The sequence below is a fragment of the Jatrophihabitans sp. genome, from assembly GCA_036389035.1.
Lineage (GTDB): Bacteria > Actinomycetota > Actinomycetes > Mycobacteriales > Jatrophihabitantaceae > Jatrophihabitans_A.
Genome location: DASVQQ010000001.1, coordinates 54,154 through 74,566, shown reverse-complemented (window position 1 = coordinate 74,566; position 20,413 = coordinate 54,154). Strand labels below are relative to the sequence as shown.

The 20,413-nt window shown below is 68.0% G+C and carries 17 protein-coding genes; 15 read left to right on the top strand and 2 right to left on the bottom strand.

All coding sequences use genetic code 11. From position 1 onward, the window contains the following. Positions 1-44: 44 nt before the first annotated feature. A complete protein-coding gene (locus VF557_00375) occupies positions 45-2,411 on the bottom strand; it encodes a BTAD domain-containing putative transcriptional regulator (protein HEX8078641.1) in 2,367 nt (788 codons plus the stop codon). A gap of 331 nt (positions 2,412-2,742) precedes the next feature. Between VF557_00375 and VF557_00370 the strand changes: the two genes are divergently transcribed. The 15 genes from VF557_00370 to pepN all read left to right on the top strand — a co-directional run bounded on the left by VF557_00370 (position 2,743) and on the right by pepN (position 19,949). Beyond that, positions 2,743-3,831 (top strand): 3-oxoacyl-[acyl-carrier-protein] synthase III C-terminal domain-containing protein, encoded by a 1,089-nt coding sequence (locus VF557_00370; protein HEX8078640.1) that lies wholly within the window; start codon positions 2,743-2,745, stop codon positions 3,829-3,831. 9 nt (positions 3,832-3,840) lie between these two features. Continuing rightward, a complete protein-coding gene (locus VF557_00365) occupies positions 3,841-5,697 on the top strand; it encodes an HAD-IIIC family phosphatase (protein HEX8078639.1) in 1,857 nt (618 codons plus the stop codon). Continuing rightward, positions 5,694-5,954 carry an acyl carrier protein gene (locus VF557_00360; protein HEX8078638.1) on the top strand — a complete coding sequence of 87 codons (261 nt, stop codon included), beginning with the start codon at positions 5,694-5,696 and terminating at the stop codon, positions 5,952-5,954. Before VF557_00365 ends, VF557_00360 begins: the two co-directional genes overlap by 4 nt. Positions 5,955-5,970: 16 nt before the next feature. Then, positions 5,971-7,275, top strand: coding sequence for a SidA/IucD/PvdA family monooxygenase (locus VF557_00355; GenBank protein HEX8078637.1), 1,305 nt, complete (start codon positions 5,971-5,973; stop codon positions 7,273-7,275). A gap of 19 nt (positions 7,276-7,294) precedes the next feature. Then, positions 7,295-7,660, top strand: a complete 366-nt coding sequence (locus tag VF557_00350) for a cupin domain-containing protein (protein ID HEX8078636.1) — start codon at positions 7,295-7,297, stop codon at positions 7,658-7,660. Continuing rightward, on the top strand, positions 7,657-9,297 hold the full coding sequence (locus VF557_00345; GenBank protein ID HEX8078635.1) for a class I tRNA ligase family protein: 1,641 nt from the start codon (positions 7,657-7,659) through the stop codon (positions 9,295-9,297). The genes VF557_00350 and VF557_00345 overlap by 4 nt, the downstream gene beginning before the upstream one ends. Before the next feature lie 11 nt (positions 9,298-9,308). Next, on the top strand, positions 9,309-10,589 hold the full coding sequence (locus VF557_00340; protein HEX8078634.1) for an ATP-grasp domain-containing protein: 1,281 nt from the start codon (positions 9,309-9,311) through the stop codon (positions 10,587-10,589). Continuing rightward, a complete protein-coding gene (locus VF557_00335) occupies positions 10,586-11,443 on the top strand; it encodes an arginine deiminase-related protein (protein ID HEX8078633.1) in 858 nt (285 codons plus the stop codon). The genes VF557_00340 and VF557_00335 overlap by 4 nt, the downstream gene beginning before the upstream one ends. Then, entirely contained in the window at positions 11,440-11,829 is a 390-nt protein-coding gene (locus tag VF557_00330; protein HEX8078632.1) for a hypothetical protein, read from the top strand. The genes VF557_00335 and VF557_00330 overlap by 4 nt, the downstream gene beginning before the upstream one ends. Continuing rightward, positions 11,826-13,622: an ABC transporter substrate-binding protein gene (locus VF557_00325; protein HEX8078631.1), complete on the top strand. Its 1,797-nt coding sequence runs from the start codon at positions 11,826-11,828 to the stop codon at positions 13,620-13,622. Before VF557_00330 ends, VF557_00325 begins: the two co-directional genes overlap by 4 nt. A gap of 72 nt (positions 13,623-13,694) precedes the next feature. Then, positions 13,695-14,984, top strand: a complete 1,290-nt coding sequence (locus VF557_00320; protein ID HEX8078630.1) for an ATP-grasp domain-containing protein — start codon at positions 13,695-13,697, stop codon at positions 14,982-14,984. A gap of 6 nt (positions 14,985-14,990) precedes the next feature. Beyond that, positions 14,991-16,313 carry an MFS transporter gene (locus VF557_00315; protein ID HEX8078629.1) on the top strand — a complete coding sequence of 441 codons (1,323 nt, stop codon included), beginning with the start codon at positions 14,991-14,993 and terminating at the stop codon, positions 16,311-16,313. A 112-nt stretch (positions 16,314-16,425) separates the two neighbouring features. Continuing rightward, a complete protein-coding gene (locus VF557_00310; protein ID HEX8078628.1) occupies positions 16,426-16,776 on the top strand; it encodes a hypothetical protein in 351 nt (116 codons plus the stop codon). A gap of 38 nt (positions 16,777-16,814) precedes the next feature. Further along, the gene (locus VF557_00305) at positions 16,815-17,327 is read left to right on the top strand and encodes a hypothetical protein (protein ID HEX8078627.1); all 513 of its coding nucleotides are present in this window, start codon (positions 16,815-16,817) and stop codon (positions 17,325-17,327) included. A gap of 129 nt (positions 17,328-17,456) precedes the next feature. Further along, positions 17,457-19,949: an aminopeptidase N gene (gene pepN / locus VF557_00300; GenBank protein HEX8078626.1), complete on the top strand. Its 2,493-nt coding sequence runs from the start codon at positions 17,457-17,459 to the stop codon at positions 19,947-19,949. Here pepN and VF557_00295 read toward each other — a convergent pair. After that, entirely contained in the window at positions 19,946-20,401 is a 456-nt protein-coding gene (locus tag VF557_00295) for a VOC family protein (protein HEX8078625.1), read from the bottom strand. The two genes, pepN and VF557_00295, sit on opposite strands and share 4 nt — an antisense overlap. Positions 20,402-20,413: the final 12 nt, after the last annotated feature.

The following is a 20,413-nucleotide window of genomic DNA, read 5'->3' as shown; positions in this document are numbered from 1 at the left end:
CGACGCGGCGTCCACCGGGTAGGGCTTACCCGGTGGGCGCCGCGTCAGCCGTGCAGGTCGAGCTCGCGCTCGCCCGACAGCTCGCTGGCCAGCTGCGCCTGCGCCAGTGCGTCACGGTAGCGACCCTGCCGGTCCAGCACCCACGACAGCAACCGGTAGGAGTGCACCTGGCCGGTGCGGTGGCCGATTTCCTGATACAGCGCAAGGGCTTGCCGCGCGTGCAGCTCGGCGTCATGGTGCCGGCCCAATTGGGCGTAGGCGTAGGCCAGGCAGCCGTGACAGATGGCCTGCCCAGCCGGATGGCGCGGCTGCTCCTCGTGTGAGGGCCTGCTCCGGTGAGCGGTCCTGGAATCCCTCGGGTAGTCATCGCCTTCCAGGAATGACTCGAACGTCCAGGCCAGCTGCCGCAGGCTCTGGTCCACGCCATCACCGGCAGCTGGGCCGAGTGCGCAGCGCAGTCCTGGATGCTGGGCGGTGAACCAGTCCAGCGCGTCGTGGTGAGCGGGGGAATCGTCAGCGCTGACCGGTGATCGGTTCGGTCGCCAGATCCGGTTGTCTTCCCCGAACTGGCTGAGCAACCGATCCGCGCGGTGCGCCGGGTGCAGGCAATGCTCGGACAGCCCGCGCAGCGCCCGCCGCCGCTCCTCGTCGGTGTCATAGCTGAGACTGAGCTCGCTGGCATAGGCCCGGTGCAGCTCGTGCATGGCGTGCAGGCCGGGCTTGGTCTCGTTGATCAGGTTCGCGCGGCGCAGTTCGAACATGGGGGATTCCACCTCTGGCAGCTCGATCCCCGCCAGGCCGGCCACCACGCAGCCGGTGAAGTCCGGACGCGGCAGCAGCGGCAGCAGCCGGAACAGCCGGGCGGCGGCGGGGCTGAGGTAGCGATACGAGCCCGCCAGCAGGCTCCGCAGGTTCGCGGTCTCATCGCCTCCGTCGAAGGCGTCCAGGCTGCCCTGAGCCGCACGCAGCCGGTCTGCCACGACAGCCAGGGGAAAGTCCGGCACCGCGCGGGCGGCGACCACGGACAGCGCCAGTGGCAGCCCCGCGCACGCCTGGACGATCTGCTCCACCGCCGCGGCTTCCTGAGCGACCCGGTGCGCGCCGAGCCGGCGAGCCAGCAACGCCTGAGCGTCAGAGTCCGACAGCGGCTCGATGCCCAGCAACTGGGCGCCGTCGATCGCGGCCAGGCTGGTCAGCTGGTTCCGGCTGGTGAGCAGCACCCGGCAACCGGCTGAGCCCGGCAGCAGCGGGCGCACCTGCTCGGCGTCGTGGACGTTGTCGAGCACGATCAACACCTGCTGGCCACTGAGCACGCTGCGGTAGAGCGCGGCCCGGGCTTCCAGGCCGGCCGGGACCTGCGACGCCGGGACGCTAAACGCCTCCAACACCGTCCGCAGCGCCTCACCCGGGTCCATCAATGGCTCAGTTGGATCATGTCCACGGAGGTTCAAGTAAACTTGTCCATCTGAAAATCGGTCTCGAATTTGATGCGCCCAATGTACCGCTAGTGCAGTTTTGCCGACACCCGTCATTCCATGGAGCGCAGTCACCTCTGGGCCTTCTGAACCCGGCGCAGCATTTATCAACGAATTTAGTTGGTGCAGTTCAGAGTCGCGGCCGACAAAGGTGGACAAATCGCGAGGTAGTTGCGCCGGCATCGGAATATGCTCGCGGGGCGGACCGGCGCTCACCGTGATCGGCCCTGACGGGGCCGGTGGCGCCAGGTCCGGATCGGCGGCCAGGATCTGTTGCTGGAGCCGTTGCAGCGGGGCGGCCGGCGCCACGCCGACCTCGTCGCGCAGCTGTCGGCGGGCGTCCTGATAGGCGGCCAGGGCATCGGCCTGGCGCCCCGAACGGTAGAGCGCCGACATCAGCAGCCCGCGCAGCCGCTCCCTCAGGGGGTAGTCCGCGACCAGCGCGCGCAGCTCGGCGATGACGTCGAGATGGTTGCCCAGGGCCAGGTCCAGGTCGATCCGTTCCTCCAGCGCGCTGATCCGCCGCTCTGCCAGTTGTTCGCGTTGAGCGTCCAGATATGGGCTGATCAACCCGTCACAGGCAGGTCCGCGCCACAGCTGCAGGGCTGAGTGCAGCGCCGCGGCCGCCTTCGGAAGGTCACCGGCCACCCGGGCTGCCCGCGCCAGGCTGACGCTGCTGTCGAACTGCTCCAGGTCCAGGTTGCCCGAAGCCACGGTGAACAGGTAACCGCCGTCGGTCCAGACCACCCGGTCTGAGGCCGCGCGGGCAGAGCGCTGCGGCTCGAGCACCCGGCGCAGCGACGAGACGTGCCGCTGCAGCAGGTTGACCGCATGCGTGGGGTGCGCCGTGCCCCACACGGCGTCGATGATCTGCTGCCGACCGATGGGCCGATTGGTGTGCAGCAGTAGAACCGCCAGGACGACCCGTTGTTGCACTGGTCCGAGTGGCAGCGCGGCGCCGTCACGCCACGCACGAAGCGGACCAAGCACTTCGAATTTAATCCCAGCGCTTTGGACATCCTCCATTAGCGCCTCCTGCTGCGCTGAGCAGCAATGGCAAAAAACTAGGGGTTCTTGGTAGGCAGGAACAATACCTATAAAACTTCATAAGACCAGAGGTAACTGTCTAGTGCAGTCATTAGTGCAGTGACTGGTACAACGTCGATGGTCAGGATAGGCGGCGCGAAGCAAGCGCGAAGTAAGCCGGGAGCAACCCCCTCGTCGGGGCGCTCGGCCGCGCATCCACAACGACGTGAAGGACCAATAGATGGCTGACAGCGCCAGCATCCTCCAAGCAACCGCCGCCGGTGACTCTCAGAGGGCCCCAGGAAGCCCGGTCGTCGACTTCGGCATCCTGGCCTTCGGTTACGCCTTCGGGCAGGACCTCGACGTGAGCGAGACCGCCGGCTCCTACGTCACCGACCCCGAGCGGGTGATCCGGTGGGGGTACTCCACGTTCCACCGGGCCGCTCCGGAGGTCACCGCGACCGCCCTGGCCGCCGACGCGGCCCGCAAGGCGCTGGCCGAACTGAACATGGACGCCTCCGAGCTCGACCTGGTGGTGCTGGCCACCTCGGAGATGCCGGACTACCTCTACTGGGACACCTCGGCCGGGCTTGCCCGGGAGCTGGGTATCGAGAAGACCCAGACGCTGCTGCTCAACGAGGGATGCGCCTCCGGCGTCACCGGCCTCGGGATGGTCGCCGGCCAGCTGGCCATCCAACCCGAGCTGCGCACCGTGCTGTTCGTGGCGGTGAACCGGGTGAGCGAGTTCCACCGCAACCGGATGAACGTCAACAACGCGGTGCACAGTGACGGGGCGGTGGCAGCGGTGCTGCGCCGCGGTCACGACCAGCTGCGGTGGCTGTCCACCGCGCAGTTCACCGATCCTGACCTGTGCGACTTCTTCCGCTGCGACTTCGGTGGCGCGGTGACGCCGCAGCCGCCGGCCGACTGGTCGACCGCCACCGCCCCCAGCGGGCTGGAGCGGGTGCTCAACCACTTCCAGAAGGACCCGAACCGGCTTCGGGAGTTCCAGGAGAAGCTCAGCGGCCGGATGACCGAGGTGATCCAGCAGGCCTGCCAGCAGGCCGGTGTGGCTACCGACCAGCTGGCCCACGTGATCTACATCAACGACAGCGCGGACACCATCGAGGAGGTGGCGGCGCCCTTCGGCGTCACGGTGGAGCACACCAACGCCGAGATCTCGGCCCGGCACGGGCACATGGGCGCGGCCGATCAGCTGATCAGCCTCGGCGAGGCCCGGCAGCGCGGCGACATCAAACCCGGCGACCTGGTGGCGATGTCAGGCATCTCGATCGGTATGCGCTGGTACTGCACGCTGGTTCAGGTCTGACCCGGCCAGATGACGAACTCAAGCACGCTGCTGGAAGGGGTGCGCAGCGCGGTAGCCGAGCGCCGCGCGCCGACCACCGAGGTACGGGTGTCGCTGGCACAACTGTCGGATCCGGCGCTGGCCCGCAAGCTGGGCCGGCTGCTCGGCGGCCTCGAGCCGCAGGACGCGAGCCTGCCGCCGGTCACCCTCGCGGTGCTGGCGACCTGCACCGTCGGCCCGTTCGAGCCGCTGTTGCGGACCAGCCTGGTGGGGGTGGGGGCGCTACCTGCCATTTCGGTCGGTGACTACGGCAACTTCGAGTTCTCCCTGGCCTCCGGCGCCTTCGCCGCCGAGGGCGAGCCCGATGTCCTGGCCTGCCTGATGGAGGAGTCCTACTTCCTGCCGGGTGACTGGAACGGCGGGGACGTCGAGGCGGTGACCGAGCACCTGCAGGCCCGGGTCCAGGAGTTCCGGGCCCTGATCTCCTCGGTGTCGCAACGGAGTTCGGCAACCCTGGTGCTGCACACCCTGCCGTTGCCGGCCGAGGTGCGCGAGACCTTCCTGAGCTGGCGGGCCAGGGCCGCGCTGGCCCGGGCCTGGCACCAACTCAACGCCGACCTGCTGGCGCTGGCCGAGGAGCACCGCCAGGTGGTGGTGGTGGATCTGGTCGGCCTGCTTGCCGACCAGCCCTTCCCGGCCCGCGACGCGCGGCTGCACCGCTACGCCGACCTGCCCTACACCGACGGCGCCTTGCACGTGCTGGCCCGGCAGGTGGCCCGGGTGGTGCAGGCTCGAATGGGCTTGTCGCGCAAGGTGCTCGCGCTCGACCTGGACAACACGCTGTGGGGCGGAGTGCTCGGTGAGGTGGGCGCGCCCGGCGTGCAGCTGGGCGGGTTGTATCCCGGTTCCTGCTTCCTCAACCTGCAACGCAGCGCGCGCCGGTTGCGCGAGCAGGGCGTCATCCTGGTGCTGGCCAGCAAGAACGACGCCGCCATCGTCGATGACGCGCTGGGAAACCATCCCGAGATGCTGCTGCGCTCGGACGCCTTCTCCGTGACCGCGGTGAACTGGTCACCCAAGGCCGACAACCTGCGCCAGGCCGCCGAGTCGCTGAGCCTGTCGACAGGCTCGTTCGTCTTCATGGACGACTCCGCGTTCGAGCGCGGCCAGGTGGCCAGCGTGCTGCCCGAGGTTGCCCTGGTGGCAGCCGACGGCGACCCGGCCCACCTGGTCCACTCGCTGCTGGAACCGGGTTGGTTCGACGTCCTGGATCTCACCGAGACCGACCGCGATCGCCCGGCGCTCTACCGGACCCGCGCGCTGCGCAGCGATTTCCAAGGCGGCTTCGGATCGTCTGAGGACTACCTGCACGCGCTGAACATCGAGCTGAAGGTCGAGCCGGTCACCCAGTTCGGGGTGGCCCGGGTAGCCCAACTGGCGGCCCGCACCAACCAGTTCAACCTCACCGGCATCCGCTTCGACGAGGCGCGAACGGCTGCGATGGCTGCCGATCAGCGGCACCTGGTCGCCTCGCTGACGGTCGCGGACCGCTTCGGGGACGAGGGAGTCGTCGGGGCGCTGTGGGTGGACTGCGGCGAGCAGACCTGGCGGGTGCTGAACATGGTGCTGAGCTGCCGGGTGCTGAGCCGGGGCATCGAGCTGGCCGCCATCGACTGGCTCGCTCACCGGGCGAACGAGGCCGGCGCGACCACCCTGCAGGGCAGCTTCATCGCCTCCAGCAAGAACGGCACGGCGGCCGGCTTCTGGGAGCGCGCCGGATTCCGTCCGGCCGCCGAGGACGGCACCTTCACCCTTGATCTGCGCGACGGATGGGATCCGGCGCCCAGTTGGATAACGCAACCGGACAGAGAGCGAGCAACCCGATGACTGAAGCAGCCTCGATAGAGCAAACCGTGGTGAACATCCTCAGCGATGTCCTGCACGAGTCAGTGGACGACCTGAACAACCACCCGGTGCTGGCTGCCTATGACTGGGACAGCCTGAGCTCGCTGGAGGCGCTGGCCCAACTGGAGAGCCAGTTGGGCATCACCCTTGACCTGCGTTCCTACCAGGCCGCGCGCCGGATCTCCGATCTGGTCGACCTGGTGCGGGACGCCAGCACGACGACCGCCGGACAACGGTAGCCATCACATGACGAGATTGGGGAATACCTTGGACCGGCAGGAAGTAGAGGTACTGGCGATCGGCGCCGGACCCGCGAATCTGGCGCTGGCAGTCGCGCTGGAAGAGCTCGCGCCCGACGTGGCACGCGAGACCGTGATCGTCGAGCAACACGACACGGTGGTGTGGCAGCGCGGCCTGCTGCTGCCCTGGTCGCAGAGCCAGGTGTCGTTTCTGAAAGACCTGGTGACCCGGCGCAATCCGCGCAGCCAGTACTCGTTCATCAACTTCCTGCACTCCACCGACAGGCTGGACGACTTCATCAACCTCGGCAGTTTCACCCCGTACCGGTTGGAGATCTCGGACTACCTGAGCTGGGTGGCACGCAACCTCAACCAGGTTCGCATCCAGTCGGGCCGGCGCTGCGTCAGCATCGAGCCGGGTTACGGCTCGGACGGCGAGGTCAGCGAGTGGCTGGTGCGGCTTGCCGACGGTAGCGAGATCGCCTGCCGCAACCTGATCTTCGGCGCCGGCCGCGATCCGCACATCCCTCGGGTCTTCGAGCAGATCCCTCGTGAACGGCTCATTCACAGCACCGAGTTCTCATCACGGATCACCGGCCTGGAGCGCGAGGGCGAGCACCGGATCGTCGTGCTCGGTGGCGCCCAGAGCGCGGCGGAGATGCTGTGGGCCAGCCACCAGGAGTTCCCGAACGCCCAGTGCACCATGGTGATGCGCTCGATCGGGCTGAACTGCTACGAGAACAGCAAGTTCACCAACCAGCTGTTCTTCCCGTCGTTCGTCGACGAGTTCCACGCCGCGCTTCCCGAGGCCCGCGACCAGTTGCTGCGCGAGATGCACCGCACCAACTACTCGGGCCTGAACCCTGCCCTGCTGGACGTGCTGTACAAGCAGATGTACCTGGACAAGCTCACCGGCGTCGAGCGGTTGCACATGATGACGATGTCAGAGGTCGCCGACGCCAGGATGAACGACAACGAGGTCGTGCTGACGCTGAGCGACCGCAAGAACGGTGGCTCGGAGGAGTTGCGGTGCGACCTGGTGCTGCTGGGCACCGGCTTCAACCGCCAGATGCCGAAGGTGGTCCGTGACCTGGCCGCGTCGGTGTCGGTCGAGGAGGTCTCGGTCAGCCGCAGCTACCGGATGAACCTGCCGCCGAACGTGCGGGCCGGCTGCTACCTGCAGGGCGTCAACGAGGCCACCCATGGCATCGCCGACTCGCTGCTGAGCCTGCTGGCGGTGCGGTCGGAGGAGATCGTCCGCGATCTGCTTGCCCATCAGCCGAGCCACCAACTGGTGGCCACAGTTCCGGTACCGAGCTAGTCGAAAGGCATTCGAGAAAATGGAAATCCACAGCCTGTCTCGCGAGGACCTCAAGCTGGACAACGGCTTGCGGGCCCAGCGATTGATGCCGTGGCCGGCGTTGAACGCGCCGTTCGAGGGTTCCTGGTGCGTGGTCGCGCCGGGCGCGGCCTCCGGTCCGCACTCCCACCACGAGTACGAGATCTGGATCGCGCTCACCGGCTCGTCGAAGATCCATTGCGAGGGGGAGGAGGTGCCCTTCGTGGCCGGTGACATCGCCCACTTCAAGCCCGGGTCGACCCATCAGGTGGTCAACGACGGCGACGCCGACTTCCAGATGTACTCGGTCTGGTGGGACGCCGACCTCGCTGCCCAGTTCACTGCCCGGCACGAGGAAGAGAGATGACCGGCTCGGGCGGCCCCGCCCGCCCAGCGATCGTCATCGCCGCCACGCCGACTCCCAACGGCGACCTGCATGTAGGGCATCTGGCCGGTCCCTACCTGGCCGGTGACATCTACGCCCGCTACCTGCGGGCGATCGGGCGGTCGGTGATCTACACGACGTGCACCGACGACAGCCAGACCTACGTGGTGGCCACCGCCGCCAAGCGGGCGACCACGCCCCAGGCGTTGTGCGAGACGTCCACGGCGGCCATCCAGCGGTCGCTGACCGCCATCGGCATCTCGATGGCAGGGCTGCCGCCGATCGATGAGCGGTACCGCCAGAGCGTGCTGTCCTTCGTCACCAGGTTGCACGACGAGGGCCGGTTGCGCGCCCGGACGGTTCGGCTGCCCTATGCCGAGCACAGCGGGACCTACCTGTTCGACGGCCTGGTCACCGGCGCCTGCCCGGTGTGCCTGGCGGGAAGCTGCGGGGGCACCTGCGAGAACTGCGGCCATCCCAACAGCTTTGACGAGCTGCTGGATCCGCATTCCACCCTCGACCCGGCCGAGCCGGTGAGCTACCGGGAGCACACCATCCTGGTACTGCCGATGGAGGACTACCGCGAGCGGTTGAGCGCCTACTTCGAGGCGCGTGAGGACCGCTGGCGGCCGCACTCGATGCAGCTCATCCGTGAGCTGCTGGCCGGGCCACTGCCCGAGATTCCGATGACGATGCCGGGCGACTGGGGGATCGCCGCACCGTTCGCCGAGACGCCGGGTCAGATCCTCTACCCCTGGATCGAGGCGATGCCGGCGTCGATGTACAGCACCTGGTGGGCCGCCGGCCAGCAGGGCGAGCAGCAGCCGGAAGCGTTCGACGAGCTGTGGCGGGCCGAGCACGGCGCCGAGGTGGTGTACTTCCACGGTTTCGACAACACCTACCACTGGGGCCTGATGGACCTGGTGCTGTTGATGGCGCACGGCGAGCGTTACGTGCTGCCGGAAAGCAACGTCTGCAACGAGTTCTACAACCTGGACGGCGCGAAGTTCTCCACCAGCCGCAATCACCTGATCCGGGGGACCGAGCTGCTGGCCGACACGCCACGCGACCTGGTCCGCTTCTTCCTGGCGCTGACCGCGCCGGAGTACCAGCGCACCAACTTCACGCGGCAGGCGCTGCGCGAGGTGACCGAGCAGCGACTGGTCGAGCCGTGGAACGCCCTTGCCGAGGCGGTCTCACTGCTCATGACCGGCCGGGCCGGAACTACGCTGGCGACCACGCCCGCCGGCCGGGCCCGGGCCGGATTGGTGCTGGCCAGGCTGCGGAGCTGCTACGAGCTGGGCGGTTTCAGCGTCGCCCGGGCCGCTGAGACGATCGCCGACCAGCTGGCCAGGCTGCGGACGATGGCCGAGGACGGCCCGGCCGAGCCGGGTGACCTGCTGCTGGAGGTGCGGACGCTGCTGGCCGGCGCCGCCCCGATTCTGATCGGGCTTGCCGAGCAGGCCACCGCGGCCGGCCTGGAACTGGATCTCAGCGCCGAACCCGCCGGCGAGGTGCCGGTCTTCGAGCTTCCACGGCTGGCGTTCCACCACCAATCACTCGACAACCCCACGGCTGAGCTGATCACCCGCACTCCCGCGCTGGACGGCGCGGTCTAAAGGAGTCCGCCATGAAGTTGCTCGCGATTGAACCGCAGCAGTACATGCACTACTACCAGGCCCGCTACCAGCGGGCCGAGACCTACGGTCACGTCGTCTACGTGCTCAACGGCATCGGCACCACCGACTTCTGGCCGGAGGACCGCTACCGGCTGGTGGGCAGCAAGGACATCGGCGACATCATCGCCGAGGCCCGCCGCTGGCACGCCGAAGAGCACTTCGACGGTGTGATCACCTATGCCGAGTTCGCAGTGACGGCGGTCGCCGCCGTCGCCGAGGCGCTCGGCCTGCCCGGCATCGACGCGCAGGCGGCGGTGCAGAGCCGCAACAAGTACCTGATGCGCCAGGCCTACGAGCGCGGGGGCGCCCCGATCCCGTCCTACCGCTACGTCGCCGAGCTGCCGGAGGCGCTGGCCGCCGCCGAGGAGTTCGGCTACCCGGTGATCCTCAAGCCGACCCTGGGCGCGGCCAGCTACTACGTGTTCAAGGTGCACAGCGCGCAGGAGATGACCGAGCGGTTCACCCAGGCGCAGGAGGGCATCGCGCACCTGGGCGACCTGCTCGCTGACGCCGACGGCATGGACCTCGGCCCGAACGGCCTGCTGGTGGAGTCCTTCCTCAACGGCAAGGAGTACCTGATCGAGGGCGTGGCATGGGATGACGAGGTCTACCTCGGTTCGGTGGTCGACCGGATCACCCAGGAGGGCGACAACTTCGACGACGACGTGCACCACGCGCCCACCACGCTGGGGGCCGAGGACCTGGCCAAGGTCCACCGCGCGGTCACCGTCGCCGCGCACGCGCAAGGCCTGCGGCGCAGCATAATGCATGCCGAGGTGCGCTTTCACAACGGCGAGCCGCACCTGCTCGAGATCGCGGCCCGGGTGGGCGGCGGCGGCCTGGAGACGATCGCCCAGCTGACCGCCGACCACGATCCGATCGAGGCGACCGTGGACATCGGCCTCGGCCGCAAGCCGAAGGTCCGGCACTTCCAGCCGACCGGGACGCACATCACCGCGATGTGCCTGATCAGCGAAGCCGGCTACGTCGACGAGGTCATCGTGCCGGACGAGGTCAAGAACTCCGACAAGGTGTTCCTGCTCAAGATCACCGCCAAGCCCGGCGACAAGATCAAGCGGCCACCGGACGGCAACACCATCATCGGATTCCTCGGCGCCAAGGGAGATTCCTTCGAGGAGGCGTTCAACACCATGAACGACTTCGCGTCCAAGATCCAGGTCACCTTCAGGACACCGGTGGCCTCACATTCCGAGCTTTTGGAGCACGCGTGACACTGACGACCAGCACGCCGGCGCGTGCCCAGCGACCGGCGCGCACGGCCCGGCCCAGGCGGTACCTGATGTGCCCGCCGGTGCACTTCGACGTCTGTTACTCGATCAACCCCTGGATGGAGCCCGAGAAGCCGACCGATGGCCGGCTGGCAGTGGTGCAGTGGGAGCGCCTGATCAACCTGTTCCTGGGCCTGGGCCACCAGGTGGAGCAGATCCACCCGGTTCCCGGCCTGCCCGACATGGTGTTCGCCGCCAACGGCGCCACCGTGGTCGACGGCAAGGTGCTGTCGGCGCGGTTTCGCTACCCGCAACGGGTCGATGAGGCCGATGCCTACATCAACTGGTTCCGCGAGCGTGGCTACCAGGTGCACGAGGCCGAGCACATCAACGAGGGCGAGGGCGACTACCTGGTCACCGGCTCCCGGATCCTGGCGGGCACCGGATTTCGCACCGATCCGCTTTCCCATGACGAGGCCGAGCGATTCTTCGGCCGCCCGGTGCAGAGCCTGACCCTGGTCGACCCGCGGTTCTACCACCTGGACACCGCGCTGGCCGTGCTGGACTACGACGAGATCATGTACTACCCGAAGGCGTTCTCGGCTGCCAGCCAGGCTGTTCTGCGGGAGCTGTACCCCGACGCGATCCTGGCCACCGACTCCGACGCCGAGGTCTTCGGACTGAACGCGGTGTCCGACGGCCGGCACGTGCTGCTGGCCTCGCAAGCCAGCAATCTCATCGACGAGCTGTGGTCCCGCGGCTTCGTGCCGATCGGAGTCGACCTGTCCGAACTGCTCAAGTCCGGTGGCAGCGCCAAGTGCTGCACGCTGGAACTGCGCGAGCTGCCGGCCCGGTGAGCACGTTGACGCTCAATTACGACGGGCGGCGGTTCTCGCCGTCCGACGGGGTGCCCGGTGAGGGCAGCCGGGTCGCGGTGTACCGCCAGGACGGTGACCTGCTGTGGGGCGAGTTCTCCGGCGGCCGGGTACGGCGCGGAGCGCTGGCCGGCAACTGCGCGCCCGACGGCACGCTCGATTTCGCCTACAGCATGGTCTTCGAGGGCGGCGAGATCGTGTCCGGGCGCTGTCACAGCACTCCGACGCTGCTCGCCGACGGCCGGATCCGGTTGCGCGAGGAGTGGGAGCGCTACGGCGCCGGCGCCAGCCACGGGGTGTCCTCGATCGAGGAGATCCCGGCCAACGGCGCACAGCAAGAGCATTCGAGAAACCGGGAGGAAGTATGACCGCGCAGTTGACCGACCTGGCCAAGGCCGAGGGCCGACCGAAGAAGGGCGGCGTCGTCACCTGGGCATGCGCCCCGGGATTTCCGCCGGCGGTCATCTTTCCGTTCACCCCGCCGGAGCGGATGGGCACCCGCAACGTCATCGAGTTCCAGGCGCTGATGTACCGCACGCTGTACTACTTCGGCAACACCGGCAAACCCGAGGTCGACTATGACCTCAGCATCGGCGAGGAACCGCAGTGGAGCGAGGACGGCCTGACTGCGACCATCACCGTCAAGCCGTGGAAGTGGTCCAACGGTGAGACCCTGTGCGCTGACAACGTGCTGTTCTGGGTCAACCTGATGAAGGTCAAGGGCGCCCGGTACGGCGAGTACGTGCCGGGCTACTTCCCCGACAACTGCGTCGACTACGGCAAGGTCGCCGAGGACAAGGTCTATTTCACCTTCGACAAGGCCTACTCCAAGCGCTGGATGCTGATGAACCAGTTCAGCACCATCACGCCGCTGCCCAAGTCCTGGGACCGGACGGCTGCCGGACCGGCCAACGCCAGCGGCGACCTCGCTGACGTCGAGGCCGTCTACGAGTACCTGATGCAACAGCAGGGCAACGCCGTCGAGGAGGACAACGCGCACCGCACCCAGTGGGCCGAAAGCCCGATCTGGAGCACCGTCAGCGGTCCGTGGCGGCTGAAGAGCTACACCCAGGAAGGCATCGTCACGTTCGTGCCCAACGAGCACTACTCAGGTCCGAACAAGCCCCACCTGGACGAGTTCCGCCAGCTGCCGACCTTCTCCGACGAGGAGCAGTTCGAGATGCTGAAGTCCGGCCGCGTGCAGGTGGGTTACCTGCCGTTGAGCTTCGCCGACGGCTCCACCGATGACCCCACCCGGGGCGGGGACAACCCGCTGGCCCAGAGCCACAAGCTGGTGCCGCAGGTGGTGTACTGCATCCGCTACATCAGCCTGAACTTCAACAACCCGACGGTCGCGGGCAAGCTCATGGCCCAGACCTACCTCCGCCAGGCGCTGCAGAGCAGCCTGGACCAGGACACCGCGGTCAGCGAGATCTACCAGGGCTATGCCTACCGGCAGAACGGGCCGGTGCCGATGATCCCGGCGACCGACCTGGTTTCGCCCGGCCAGCGCGGCGTCGCGTGGCCGCTGCCCTTCGACGTCGCGCGGGCCAAGCGACTGCTGGAGGACAACGGCTGGGACACCAGCCGCACACCGGCGGTCTGCGTCAATCCCGGTACCGGCCCCGGCCAGGCCGGCGAGGGGATCCCGGCCGGAACCAAGCTGAGCATCCTGCTGCGTTACGTCGAGGGCCGCCCGGCGCTCACCGAGCTGATGACACGGTTCAAGCGGGCCGCCGCCGAAGCCGGCATCGAGCTTCGGCTGCAGGAGGTCTACGGCTCGATCCTGGTGGCCGAGGACGCCCCGTGCGTGCCGAGCGAGGACACCCCGTGCCTGTGGGAGATGTGCTGCTGGAACGGCGGCTGGGTGTATCACCACCCGACCGGAGAGATCGTGTTCAAGACCGACGCCGGCGGCAACTTCGGCCACTACACCGACCCTCGCGCCGATGAGCTGATCCAGCGGACCGTCACCAGTGATGACCTCGATGTGCTGTACGAGTACCAGGACTACATCGCCGAGCAGGTGCCGGTGATCTTCACGCCGAACTTCCCGATCCGGCTGCTGGAGGTAGCCCACAACCTGCGTGGCGCCGAACCGATCAACCCGTTCGCGAACATCGCCCCCGAGAACTGGTACTACGTCGAGGACGAGGCCTGAGATGGCACGCCGCCGGCGCTCGCACCGCTCACCCGTCCTCGGCTCGGCCCGGCCTGCTAGGAGGAAACGACGATGACCGATCTCCCACCGCGGCGGCGCCCACTGCTGCTGCTGATCTCGACCGGAATACGGCCCTACCGGCAGTACCTGCTCCGCTCGATCGGCTCCGAGTTCCGGATTCACCTGTTCCACACTGCCGAGCCGAGCTGGGAGAAGGAGTTCCTCACCGGCTGGTCGGTGCTGCCCAGCACCGCCGACGGCCCGGCGATGGCGGCGGCTGCCCGCCTGCTGAACGAGCAGGAGCCGATCGACGGGGTGCTCTGCTGGGACGAGGCGCGCATCCATGCCACCGCTCAGGTGGCCCAGGCGCTGGGGCTGCGCAACGGCGACCCCGAGGTGATCGCCCGGCTGCGGGACAAGGGCCAGACCCGGATCGCGCTGGATGCGGCGGGGGTCAGCCAACCGCGATCGGTGCCCGTGAAGGACCTCAGCGAGGCGCTGGCCGCGGCGGCGCGGGTCGGCTATCCGGCGATCCTCAAGCCACGCGGCCTGGGGGCCAGCCTCGGCGTCGTCCGGGTCGAGAACGCCCAGGACCTGCGGCGGATGTTCGGCTTCACCCGCGACACCCGCGCCCCCGAGCCGGTGGAACTGCCTGAACGAGCGGTCCTGGTCGAGGAGTGCGTGATCGGCGAGGAGATCAGCATCGACGCGGTGGTGCGCGACGGCCGGGTCACCCCGCTGTTCATCGGCCGCAAGGTATTGGGCTACCCGCCCTACGCCGAAGAGGTCGGGCATTACGTCAGCGCCTCGGATCCGTTGCTCACCAATCCGGCTCTGCTGGCAGCTCTCCAACACACCCATACGGCGCTGGGCTTCTCCGACGGCTGGACGCACACCGAGTTCATGCTGACCAGCAGCGGACCGCAGGTCATCGAGGTCAACGGCCGGCTCGGCGGGGACCTGATTCCCTACCTCGGGCTGCTGGCGACCGGCATCGACCCGGGGCTGGCGGCCGCGCGGGTGGCCTGCGGGCTGCCGCCGGAGCTGACGGCCACCCAGGACAGGGCCGCGGCGATCCGGTTCTTCTATGTCGCGGAGGAGAACACCGAGATCTCCTCGGTCAGCTTCGAGACGGCGTCGCTGCCCGATGAGGTGTACGAGGTGGTCGCGGTGGCCCAACCCGGCGCGGTTGTCTCGCCGCCTCCGAAGGGAACGGCCTGGGGCAGGATCGCCCTCGCCATCGCGGTCGGGGAGTCCGCCGCCCTCTGCGCCACGGCACTGGACGCTGCCGAGGCCGCGCTCGTCATCAGCGGCACGGTGCAGGCAAGCACCGTGCCGGACCCCTCCCTAGAAGAAGTGTGAGCAGGAATGTCGACTAAGGCAGCACGGGCGGAAAGCGCCGGCGTCTGGCGGACCTTCAACGAATCCCCGACCGCGGTCAAGGCGATCTTCGGCGGGGTATTCGTCAACCGGCTCGGCGCGTTCCTCAACATCTTCCTGGTCCTGTTCATGGTCTCGGAAGGGCATTCGGTGGCAGAGGCCACCTTCGCCCTCGGCGCCTACGGCGCCGGCGGGGTGCTCGGGCTGCTGATCGGCGGGATGCTCGCCGACCGGCTCGGCGCCCGCAACGCCACCGTGATCAGCATGTTCAGCTCCGCCGTGCTGGTCGCGTCCCTGCTGTACGTGCCCAACTACGGCATGCTGCTGGTAGCGGTGACCGTGGTGGGGCTGGTCAGCCAGATCTTCAAGCCCGCCTCGGCCACCCTGCTCTCGGAGCTGACCCCCGAGAGCCGCCAGGTCATGATCTTCGCGATGTACCGCTTCGGGTTGAACCTCGGCAGCACCGCGGCGCCGCTGCTCGGATTCGCCCTCTACCACCTCGACAACGAGCACTACACCCTGCTGTTCTGGGGTGAGGCGCTGGTGGCGGTGGCCTACGGCGCCCTGGCGATGGTGACGCTGCCGCGCCGCGAGCGAACCAGCGCCGAACCCGGCGCCGGGGTGAAGGCGGCCCCGGTCGGCAGCTACCTGTCGGTGCTGCGCGACCGCCGTTACACCCTGTTCCTGATCGCCACGTTCCTCAACGCCGCGATCTACGTGCAGTACCTGTCAACCCTTCCGCTGGACGTCAAGGCCGAAGGGGTGCCGATCTTCTGGTACACCGCCGCGGTGGCGCTCAACGGCCTGGTCGTGATCGCCTTCGAACTGCCGCTGACCAAGATCTCCCAGCACTGGCCGTTCAAGATCCTGGTGGGGTTGGCCTTCGGGCTGGTCGGGCTGGGCGTCATCAGCTACGGGCTGCCGCTGGGACCGGCGGTGATCATCCTGGGGACGTTGATCTGGACGCTGGGTGAGGTGATCGGCGCGCCGGCGGTGTTCGCCTTCCCGGCGATGGCCGGCCCGGCGCACCTGAAGGGCCGCTACATCGGCAGCTTCCAGTTCATGTTCGGCCTGGGATCGGCGATCGGCCCGGTGATGGGTGGCGTGCTGTTCACCGCCTTCGGCCGCCAGGTGTGGCTGCTGCTGGGGATCGTGTCGGTGGTGGCGACGGTGCTCGGGGTCTACGCCGTGCACACCCCGTCCAAGGGCGCGCCCGAGGTCGAGGCCGATGTCGAGGCCGAGGACAGCCCCCACGTGCCGCCGGTGGCCGACGTGCCCAGCACCAACCTCGTCAAGGACTCCCAGAGCTGAATGCCGAAAACCGACCGGTGACGCCGGACCCGAGAGCGGTCGGCTCGCGTCAACCGGCAGACAATCCGCGCGGCGCTCCTGCCGTGCTCATCACCACCCGAGGAGGCTCCACGTGACCGAAGCCGAGAGCTGGTTGCTGGAAATGCGACTGTTCAAGCTGCAGCCGGGCACCCGGTCGGAATTCGACCGGATCAGCCGGGACGGAACCATCCCGATGATGCGGCGCTACGGCATCAACGTCCTGGACTTCGGGCCGATGCTCAACGACGAGGACGGATACTTCCTGCTCCGCGCGTTCCGCTCGGAAGAGGATCGGGTCGAGAAGTCCCAGGCCATCTATGCCACCACCGAGTGGGAGGAGAACTACGACGCCCCCGTGACGGCGATGATCGCCGACTACCGGACGGCGGTGATCCCGGCGACCCATGCGCTGGCCCCATCGCTGGTCGGCGAACCCGTATAACGCGCGGTCGCCGAACGGGCCTGGAATACCATCCTCCGATGACTACACAACTGCCCGACCTGTCCAGGTTCGGAAACATCCCGAGCGACTACAAGCACATCGCCAAGCTTGCCGTTCCAGGCGAGGACGTCGTACTGCCCGACGGCTACCTCAAGTGGTACGACGTTCGCGCGGAGGACGCGGTGATTCCCGCCGAGGTCCGCGCGGAGGCGCGCGAGTTCCTGCGGAGCGAAAGCGACTCCGGCAATTTGAAGCTCGATGGCGATCTGGGTTTCGTCATCTTTCACCTCTGCGGCGAGTCCTTCTACTTCCTGATCGTGCTCACCTGGCGCAATCAGAACGAGATGTGGGAGACGCTCTACGCCCAGGACGTCAAGACCGGCGGTGGGTTCAGCCTGGTGCCTCAGGGAACCCATCTCGAGGTGATCTGCGTCTGGGAACTGGGCGCGGTGGTGCACGAACGACAGGCCTGGACCGACTACCTGAATTCAGCCCGCGACGAAGAGGCCAAGGCGGCCTACCTGCAAAGCCGGTTCACCGGATTGGTGTGAGGCGGTGAACCGGGTGTCCTGCGCGGGCGGACACCCGGCACCGCCGGGCCGGTGTGATGGGGCCGGCCAGCCGGTGACGAAGCTTCACCAACCGCGATATCGAGGAGATCAAGCCATGGAGATCACGTCATGCCCAGCCTGACCCGCACCGAGGCTGCCGAACGCGGCGCCGTCCTGACGGTCGGCTCCTACCTCATCGACCTGGACCTCACCACCGGAGCCGACACGTTCCGATCGAGCACCACCATCTCCTTTGACGCCCGGCCCGGCTCGAGCGCCTTCCTCGACGTCCAGCCCGAGACACTGCACTCGGTGCTGCTCAATGACACCCCGGTCGACGTCACGGCCCTGCGGGAGGGCCGGCTGCCGCTCAGCGGGCTGGCCGCCGAGAACCGCCTCGTGGTGGTCGCCGACATGCGGTACTCCAAGGAATGCGAAGGTCTGCACCGCTACGTCGACCCGGCCGATGACCAGGTCTACCTCTACGCCTTCGTCTACATCGACAACGCGCCCCGGGTGTTCGCCTGCTTCGATCAACCCGACCTCAAGGCCCCGTACACGTTCACGCTGACTGTGCCGCGGAACTGGCAGGTGCTGGGCAACAGCGAGGCGACCCAGATCGAGCCGGGCCGCTGGGAACTGGGCCCCACCCCGCCGCAAGCCACCTACCTCACCACCCTGGTGGCCGGGCCGTACGAGTCGGTCTACCACGACCACGACGGAATCCGGCTGGGCTTTCACTGCCGAGCGTCACTGGCCGAGTTCCTCAGCGTCGACCTGGACGAGATGTTCGAGGTCACCGGGCAGTGCCTGGACGAGTACGAGCGGCTGTTCGGGGTGCGCTACCCGTTCGGCAAGCTCGACCACGTCTTCGTGCCGGAGTTCAGCCTGCTGTCCCTGGACCATCCGGCCTGCGTCCTGTTGCGCGAGCTGTACCTGTTCCGCACGCCGGGCACCGCGAGTGAACGCGAGACCCGGGCTGTCGTGCTGGCGCACGGGATCTCGCTGCAGTGGATGGCCGCACTGGTGACCAACGCCTGGTGGGATGACCTCTGGCTCGGCCAGGCCTTCGCCGACTACATGGCGCACCGGGTCCCCAGCGAGGTGACCCGGTTCCCCGGCCCGCCGACGACGTTCGCCGCCCGGCGCAAGGGCCAGGCCTACGTCGCCGACCAGCGTGGCTCGACCCATCCGATCAGCCTCGACGGTCCGGACGTGCAGACCGTGCTGCTGGAGATGGACCGGATCTCTTACTTCAAGGGACATTCGGCCATCCGCCAACTCGCTGCCCGGGTGGGCACCGAGGCGTTGCGGGCCGGCCTGCGCACCTACTTCGACCGGCACGCCTTCGGCACCGCCACCTACGCCGACTTCCTCGCCGCGCTCAGCGACGCGACCGGCGAGGACATGACCGGCTGGTTCGATCGGTGGTTCAAGGAGTCCAACGTCAACACGCTCTATCCCGAGATCGAGGTGAGCGGCGACGTCATCTCCGCCGCGGCGATCGTGCAGACCGCTCCGGACTCCCATCCCGTGCTGCGGCCGCACACGCTGCACGTGGGCCTGTACGGCGGTGGCCGTAGCACCGCGATCAGGGTCGACATCGATGGTGAGCGCACCGAGCTGCTGGCACTGATCGGCCAACCGGCCCCGGAGTTCGTCCTGCTCAACGACGGTGATCTGACCTACGCCAAGATCAGGTTCGACGAGAGCTCGCTGGCGGCGCTGCCGCGGGTGCTGCCCACGCTGTCACCGCTGAACCGCGCGATGGTGTGGTGCCAGTTGCTGCTGGCAGTGCAGGACGCGGTGTTCCCGGCGGCGGACCACCTGGAGCTGGTCACTCAGATGGTGGCAGTGGAGTCCGAGCTGTCGATCATCACCGAAGTGCTGGAGCAGGCCCGCTTCGACGTCGCCGACCGGTTCCTCGCGCCCGCCGAGCGGCCGCACTGGATGGACCGGATCGCCGACAGCATCCGGCAGCGGCTGGCACGCACCGAGGCCGGCGACGAGCGGCAGATGTCGCTGTTCCGCAACCTGATCGACTTCAGCAGCGACGTCGCCGAGCTGCGCGGGTTCCTCGACGGGGTGGCGGTGCCCGACGGCATCGTGCTGGATCCCGACACCTGCTGGCGGATCGAGTACCGGCTGGCGGTGCTGGGCGAGCTGGACGAGGCGCAGATCCAAGCGGCCTTCGAAAGGGATCCGAGCACGGCAGGCGAGGTGTTCGTGGCCAAGGCGCGGGCGGCCCGGCCCGACCCGGCCGCCAAGAGCGCCGCCTGGCAGGCCATGACCAGCGACACCACGCTGTCCAGTTACCAGATCTGGGCGCTGGCAGAAGGGTTCTGGCAGCCCGAGCAGCTGGAGTTGACCGAGCCCTACGTGCAGCGGTTCTTCGCCGAGATGCCAGAGACCGCCAAGCTGCGCGGCGACCTGGTGCTCTCCGAGCTGATCCGCTTCTTGTACCCGAGATACGCGGCGACGCCTGACACCGTCGAGTTCGCCACCGGGCTGATGGAGCGCTCGGACATCTCGCTGCCGCTGCGCCGCCGGGTCGCTGACTTCACCGACGACCTCACGCGGGTGATCCGGGCTCGCGAGAGCCAGCTGGCGGTCAGCGGCTAGCTACCAGAGGCTGAATCGGCGGCTGAATCGGCAGTGATGACGCCGTACTGCACGAGTTCGATCAGCAGGGCGGCCGGCTTGGGAACGTACATGAACGCCACCCGCATCCCAGGCCGGGCGCCGGCGCACGGCGCCGCGTCCACCGGCACCAGGCCGCTGCCCCGCAGCCGGGACAGCTCGCCGTCCAGGTCATCGACCTCGAACGCGACGTGGTAGAGCGAGGGAGAGCGGCGCGAGAAGTGATCGCTGAGCGCGGAGTCCTCGCGCACCGGCGTCACGAGCTCGATGGCGGGCTGGCCACCGGCCGCCGGATAGGACCAGAATTCGCACGCCACCCCGTACTCGGCGGCTACCCCCTGATCGTCCATGCCCATGCCCAGCGCGGTCAAGAATGCCGCGACGCCAGCTGGGTCTTCGGTCGCGAGCCCGATATGGTCGATGCCGATGATCACAGCCCACACCCT